The organism is Pseudomonas sp. PA-4-8C (assembly GCF_021606625.1).
GTDB classification, from domain to species: Bacteria; Pseudomonadota; Gammaproteobacteria; order Pseudomonadales; family Pseudomonadaceae; genus Aquipseudomonas; species Aquipseudomonas lactis.
On the sequence record NZ_WKCD01000006.1, the window covers coordinates 60,704 to 67,335 of the forward strand.

Genomic DNA, 6,632 nt, shown 5'->3' on the forward strand with positions numbered 1-6,632 from the left:
GAACAGCCAACCGTGGGGCCTGTCTTCGCAGCCTTTGTCGTGGATTGACGCTTTCGGCAATTCCCCTGTCGTTTTTGCACCCGGCTCCGTCGGTGCCTGGGCATATGCTGGCCCCAAAGCGCCGGCAGACGATTCGGCGCATGAATCGCCAATAAGGGGACGCCTGATGAGCCCAGCCGAGTTGCACGCCGACAGCATCGTTATCGACGGTCTGATTATTGCCAAGTGGAACCGCGACCTGTTCGAAGACATGCGCAAAGGTGGCCTCACCGCCGCCAATTGCACGGTGTCGGTGTGGGAAGGCTTCCAGGCCACGATCAATAACATCGTTGCCAGCCAGACCCTGATCCGCGAAAACAGCGACCTGGTGATCCCGGTGAAAACCACCGCCGACATCCGCCGCGCCAAGGAGCTGGGCAAGACTGGCATCATCTTCGGCTTCCAGAATGCCCATGCCTTTGAGGACCAGCTCGGCTATGTCGAGATCTTCAAGCAGCTCGGCGTGGGCGTGGTGCAGATGTGCTACAACACCCAGAACCTGGTGGGCACCGGTTGCTACGAGCGCGATGGCGGCCTGTCGGGTTTCGGGCGTGAGATCGTCGGCGAGATGAACCGCGTCGGCATCATGTGCGACCTGTCCCACGTGGGCTCCAAGACCAGCGAAGAGGTCATCCTCGAATCGAAAAAGCCGGTGTGCTACTCCCACTGTCTGCCGTCCGGGCTTAAAGAGCACCCGCGCAACAAGTCCGATGAAGAGCTGAAGTTCATCGCCGACCATGGCGGATTTGTCGGTGTGACCATGTTCGCGCCGTTTTTGGCCAAGGGCATCGACTCGACTATCGACGACTATGCCGAAGCCATCGAATACACCATGAACATCGTCGGCGAAGACGCCATCGGCATCGGCACCGACTTCACCCAGGGCCATGGCCAGGATTTCTTCGAAATGCTCACCCATGACAAGGGCTACGCCCGCCGCCTGACCAGCTTCGGCAAGATCATCAACCCGCTGGGCATCCGCACCGTGGGTGAGTTCCCCAACCTCACCGAGACCCTGCTCAAGCGCGGCCACAGCGAGCGCGTGGTGCGCAAGATCATGGGCGAGAACTGGGTCAACGTGCTCAAGGACGTCTGGGGCGAATAAGCCACTGCTCGCTTAATCCTTCACCCGCCGCCATCCGCGTGGCGGGCATCAAAACGAATTTTCTGGAGTTAAGTTTCCATGGCCAAGATCGCCCCGCAATTGCCAATTGAAGTCGACAGCGAAACCGGTGTCTGGACCTCCGACGCCCTGCCGATGCTGTACGTGCCACGCCATTTCTTCGTCAACAACCATATGGGCATCGAAGAAGTGCTGGGCGCGGACGCCTACGCCGAGATCCTCTACAAGGCCGGCTACAAATCCGCCTGGCACTGGTGCGAAAAAGAAGCTGAATGCCACGGCCTGGAAGGCGTCGCGGTGTTCGAGCATTACATGAAACGCCTGTCGCAACGCGGCTGGGGCCTGTTCAAGATCCAGGACATCGACCTGGATAAAGGCACCGCCAGCGTCAAGCTGGAACACTCGGCATTCGTCTATGTGTACGGCAAGGTCGGCCGCAAGGTGGACTACATGTTCACCGGCTGGTTTGCCGGCGCCATGGACCAGATCCTGCAAGCGCGTGGCAGCAACATCCGCACCGTCGCCGAACAAGTCTACGGAGGCTCCGAAGAGGGCCACGATGACGGCTTGTTCACCGTCAAGCCGTTGTAAGCCGAGGACCGTGCCATGGCTTTCGAAGCAATGTTCCAGCCGATTCAGATCGGCAAACTGACCATCCGCAACCGAGTGCTCAGTACCGCTCACGCCGAGGTGTATGCCACCGACGGCGGCATGACCACCGACCGCTATGTGAAGTATTACGAAGAGAAAGCCAAGGGCGGTATTGGCCTGGCGATCTGCGGCGGCTCCTCGGTGGTGGCCATCGACAGCCCGCAGGAGTGGTGGGCGTCGGTGAACCTGTCTACCGACCGCATCATCCCGCACTTCCAGAACCTGGCCGATGCCATGCACAAGCATGGCGCCAAGATCATGATCCAGATTACCCACATGGGCCGACGCTCGCGTTGGGACGGCTTCAACTGGCCAACCCTGATGTCGCCGTCCGGCGTGCGTGAACCGGTACACCGTGCCACCTGCAAGACCATCGAGCCGGAAGAGATCTGGCGCGTGATCGGCAACTACGCCCAGGCCGCGCGCCGGGCCAAAGCCGGTGGCCTGGACGGGGTGGAATTGTCGGCCGTGCACCAGCACATGATCGACCAGTTCTGGAGCCCGCGGGTCAACAAGCGTACCGATGAATGGGGCGGCAGCTTCGAGGGCCGCATGAAGTTCGGCCTGGAAGTGTTGAAGGCCGTGCGTGCCGAAGTGGGGGATGACTTCTGTGTGGGCATGCGCCTGTGCGGTGACGAGTTCCACCCGGACGGCTTGTCCCACGAGGACATGAAGCAAATCGCCAAGTACTACGATGACACCGGCATGCTCGATTTTATCGGCGTGGTGGGCTCGGGTTGCGACACCCACAACACCCTGGCCAACGTCATCCCGAACATGAGCTACCCGCCGGAGCCATTCCTGCACCTGGCGGCCGGCATCAAGGAAGTGGTCAAGGTTCCGGTGCTGCACGCGCAGAACATCAAGGACCCGAACCAGGCCACGCGCATTCTGGAAGGCGGCTATGTGGACATGGTCGGCATGACCCGTGCGCACATCGCCGACCCGCACCTGATCGCCAAGATCAAGATGGGCCAGATCGACCAGATCAAGCAGTGCGTGGGCGCCAACTACTGCATCGACCGCCAGTACCAGGGCCTGGATGTGTTGTGCATCCAGAACGCCGCGACCTCCCGTGAATACATGGGCGTGCCGCACATCATCGAGAAGTCCACCGGGCCCAAGCGCAAGGTGGTTGTGGTGGGCGCCGGCCCGGCCGGGATGGAAGCCGCGCGCGTGGCGGCTGAACGTGGCCACGACGTGACGCTGTTCGAGAAAAAGGAGTTTATCGGCGGGCAAATCACCACGGCATCGAAAGCGCCGCAGCGTGACCAGATCGCCGGTATCACCCGTTGGTATCAACTGGAGCTGGCGCGTTTGAAAGTCGACCTGCGCCTGGGTGTTGCAGCCGATGCCGAGACCATCCTGGACGTGCGTCCGGACGTGGTGGTGCTGGCGGTGGGTGGGCATCCGTTCATCGAGCAGAACGAACACTGGGGCGCCGCCGAAGGCTTGGTAGTGAGCAGTTGGGACGTGCTCGACGGCAAGGTGCTGCCTGGCAAGAACGTGCTGGTGTACGACACCATCTGTGAATTCACCGGGATGTCGGTGGCCGACTTCCTGGCCGACAAAGGCAGCCAGGTGGAAATCGTCACCGACGACATCAAGCCGGGCGTGGCGATCGGCGGTACGTCGTTCCCCACGTACTACCGCAGCATGTACCCCAAGGAAGTGATCATGACCGGCGACATGATGCTGGAAAAGGTCTACCGCGAGGGCGACAAGCTGGTGGCTGTGCTGGAGAACGAATACACCGGCGCCAAAGAGGAGCGGGTGGTGGACCAGGTGGTGGTGGAGAACGGCGTGCGTCCGGACGAGGCCATTTACTACGGGCTCAAGGAAGGCTCACGCAACAAGGGCCAGATCGACGTTGAAGCCTTGTTTGCGATCAAGCCGCAGCCATGCCTGAGCGAGGCGGGCGAGGGGTACTTGCTGTTCCGCATTGGTGACTGTGTGGCCCAGCGCAATACCCACGCCGCCATCTATGACGCCCTGCGCTTGTGCAAGGATTTCTGACGCACCTGATCGTTCCCACGCTCTGCGTGGGAATGCCGCCCTGGACGCTCCGCGTCTGCTTTTAAGGTCGTGACGCAGAGCGTCACAGGATGCATGCCCACGCAGAGCGTGGGAACGATCTTAGTGGGAGCTTCACCATGCTGAATACCCTTCTTCCCATCCTGCTTTTTGCCGCCCTGGGCCTCGCCGTCCTCGGCGCCTTGCGCCGGGCGAACATGTGGCGTCGTGGCCGCGCATCCAAAGTCGACCTGCTGGGCGGCCTTTTGGCCATGCCCAAGCGCTACATGGTCGACCTGCACCACGTGGTCGCCCGTGACAAATACATCGCCAACACCCACGTTGCGACGGCGCTGGGCTTTGTGCTGTCGGCGTTGCTGGCGATTGCGGTGCACGGTTTCGGCCTGCAGAGCCGCATTCTTGGCTATGCACTGCTGCTGGCGTCGACATTGATGTTTGTCGGCGCGATCTTCATGTACCTGCGCCGCCGCAATCCGCCTGCGCGCCTGTCCAAAGGCCCGTGGATGCGCCTGCCGAAAAGCCTGATGGCCTTCTCGGTGAGCTTCTTCCTGGTGACCTTGCCGGTGGCCGGGATTCTGCCCGCCGACTTCGGCGGCTGGTTGCTCGCGGCATTGCTGAGCGTGGGCGTGTTGTGGGGCGTGTCCGAAATGTTTTTCGGCATGACCTGGGGCGGGCCGATGAAACACGCCTTCGCCGGTGCCCTGCACCTGGCCTGGCACCGCCGCGCCGAACGCTTTGGCGGTGGCCGCTCCACCGGGTTGAAACCGTTGGACCTGAGCGATAAAACCGCGCCGCTGGGCGTGGAAAAACCCAAGGACTTCACCTGGAACCAACTGCTCGGCTTCGACGCCTGCGTGCAGTGCGGCAAGTGCGAAGCGGCGTGCCCGGCGTTTGCCGCCGGCCAGCCACTGAACCCGAAAAAACTCATCCAGGACATGGTGGTCGGCCTGGCCGGTGGCACCGATGCCAAGTTCGCCGGCAGCCCGTACCCCGGCAAACCGGTGGGCGAACACGGCGGCAACCCGCACCAGCCGATCGTCAACGGCCTAGTGGACGCCGAGACCCTGTGGTCGTGCACCACCTGCCGCGCCTGCGTGGAAGAGTGCCCGATGATGATCGAGCACGTGGACGCCATCGTCGACATGCGTCGCCACCTCACCCTGGAAAAAGGCGCTACGCCGAACAAGGGCGCCGAAGTCCTGGAAAACCTGATCGCCACCGACAACCCTGGCGGCTTTGCCCCCGGTGGTCGCCTGAACTGGGCGGCAGACCTGAACCTGCCGCTGCTCAGCGACAATGGCAGTTGCGATGTACTGTTCTGGGTCGGCGATGGCGCCTTCGACATGCGTAACCAACGTACCCTGCGCGCCTTCGTAAAAGTACTCAAGGCCGCCAAGGTCGACTTCGCCGTGCTTGGCCTGGAAGAACGCGACAGCGGTGACGTGGCGCGTCGCCTCGGCGATGAAGCGACATTCCAGCTGCTGGCCACGCGCAATATCCAGACCCTGGCCAAGTACAGCTTCAAGCGCATCGTCACCTGCGACCCACACAGCTTCCATGTGCTGAAAAACGAATACGGTGCCTTCAACGGCAACTACCGGGTGCAGCACCACAGCACCTTCATGGCCGAGCTGATCGGCGAGGGCGCGCTGAACCTGGGCCAGCATAAAGGCAACAGCGTGACCTACCACGACCCGTGCTACCTGGGCCGCTACAACGGTGAATACGAGGCGCCGCGCCAAGTGCTGCGGGCGCTGGGTATCGAGGTCAAGGAAATGCAACGCTCGGGCTTTCGGTCGCGCTGCTGCGGTGGCGGGGGCGGCGCGCCGATCACCGACATTCCCGGCAAGCAACGTATCCCCGATATGCGCATGGACGACATCCGCGAGACCGGTGCCGAACTGGTGGCCGTGGGTTGCCCGCAATGCACCGCGATGCTCGAAGGCGTGGTCGAACCGCGCCCGTTGATCAAGGACATCGCCGAGCTGGTAGCCGACGCGCTGCTTGAAGACGCCGCGCCAGCCAAAGCCCCCCTCAAGCGTGAACCTGCGGAGGTGCACTGATGAGCGATATTATCCGCCGCGACCCACGGGCCGAATGGATCGCCCGTAACCGCCTGCACCCGTTGCACGCGGCGATGCAGCCGCTGCAACACAGCTGGATGGGGCCCAACGGCGTCATTCGCAAAAACATGCATGGTGTCGGTTTTATCGGCCCCAACGGCATCAAGCGCATCGACCGCAGCGGTGCCCAGCAGGGCGGCGCGGCCAAGCGCACCGCGGCAGTGGAAGTGCAATTGCCGCTGCATCAGGTGCCGGCCCCGGCGTTCTACATCAACGTGGTACCGGACATGGTCGGTGGCCGCCTGAGCAGCCACGACCGTGACCTGCTTGGTCTGGCGCGCCAGTTGGCCGGCAGTGACGGCGCGGTGTTGGCGGTGGTGTTCGGTGAACACAAGGAAAGCGCCTTTGCCACGGCGGGCGTCGACCGTCTGCTGGTGCTGGATGGGCATGAGTTCGAGGGTTATGCACCGGAGCAACGCGTGCAGGGCCTGCGCGCTGTGGATAACCAATTCAGCCCGCGCCACTGGTTGCTGCCGGACAGCCGCAGCGGGGGGGGCGAACTGGGGAGACGCTTTGCCGCCAGCCTCAAGGAACGCCCGGCAACGCGGGTGTGGCAGATCAAGGGTGAGGAATGCATCGGCCGTGCCGGTGCCGGCCAGGAAGACCTGGCGCGGCCGTTGCCCCGTCTGATCCTCGCCGCCGCCGAATGTGCCGACCCAGTC

4 protein-coding genes and 1 pseudogene are annotated in these 6,632 nt (G+C 62.8%); all 5 read left to right on the forward strand.

Translation table 11 applies throughout. The annotated features are described in order from the left end of the window. The first annotated feature begins 166 nt into the window (after window positions 1–166). Window positions 167–1,144 (forward strand): dipeptidase, encoded by a 978-nt coding sequence (locus GIW04_RS02550; RefSeq protein ID WP_003176573.1) that lies wholly within the window; start codon window positions 167–169, stop codon window positions 1,142–1,144. A gap of 78 nt (window positions 1,145–1,222) precedes the next feature. Continuing rightward, the gene (locus GIW04_RS02555; protein ID WP_003194877.1) at window positions 1,223–1,753 is read left to right on the forward strand and encodes a DUF5943 domain-containing protein; all 531 of its coding nucleotides are present in this window, start codon (window positions 1,223–1,225) and stop codon (window positions 1,751–1,753) included. A 15-nt stretch (window positions 1,754–1,768) separates the two neighbouring features. Next, window positions 1,769–3,829: a dimethylglycine demethylation protein DgcA gene (dgcA, locus tag GIW04_RS02560; protein ID WP_003194876.1), complete on the forward strand. Its 2,061-nt coding sequence runs from the start codon at window positions 1,769–1,771 to the stop codon at window positions 3,827–3,829. Window positions 3,830–3,966: 137 nt separating this feature from the next. Next, a complete protein-coding gene (gene dgcB / locus GIW04_RS02565; protein ID WP_120247532.1) occupies window positions 3,967–5,910 on the forward strand; it encodes a dimethylglycine demethylation protein DgcB in 1,944 nt (647 codons plus the stop codon). After that, window positions 5,910–6,632: pseudogene (locus GIW04_RS02570) on the forward strand (electron transfer flavoprotein subunit alpha/FixB family protein); the annotation flags it as partial. The gene dgcB and the pseudogene GIW04_RS02570, both read left to right, overlap by 1 nt.

What these genes read in the sequence shown, in the direction of transcription:
- dgcB (WP_120247532.1), top strand. Translation starts at nt 3,967, where the DNA reads ATGCTGAATACCCTTCTTCCCATCCTGCTTTTTGCCGCCCTGGGCCTC.
- dgcA (WP_003194876.1), top strand. Translation starts at nt 1,769, where the DNA reads ATGGCTTTCGAAGCAATGTTCCAGCCGATTCAGATCGGCAAACTGACC.
- GIW04_RS02550 (WP_003176573.1), top strand. Translation starts at nt 167, where the DNA reads ATGAGCCCAGCCGAGTTGCACGCCGACAGCATCGTTATCGACGGTCTG.
- GIW04_RS02555 (WP_003194877.1), top strand. Translation starts at nt 1,223, where the DNA reads ATGGCCAAGATCGCCCCGCAATTGCCAATTGAAGTCGACAGCGAAACC.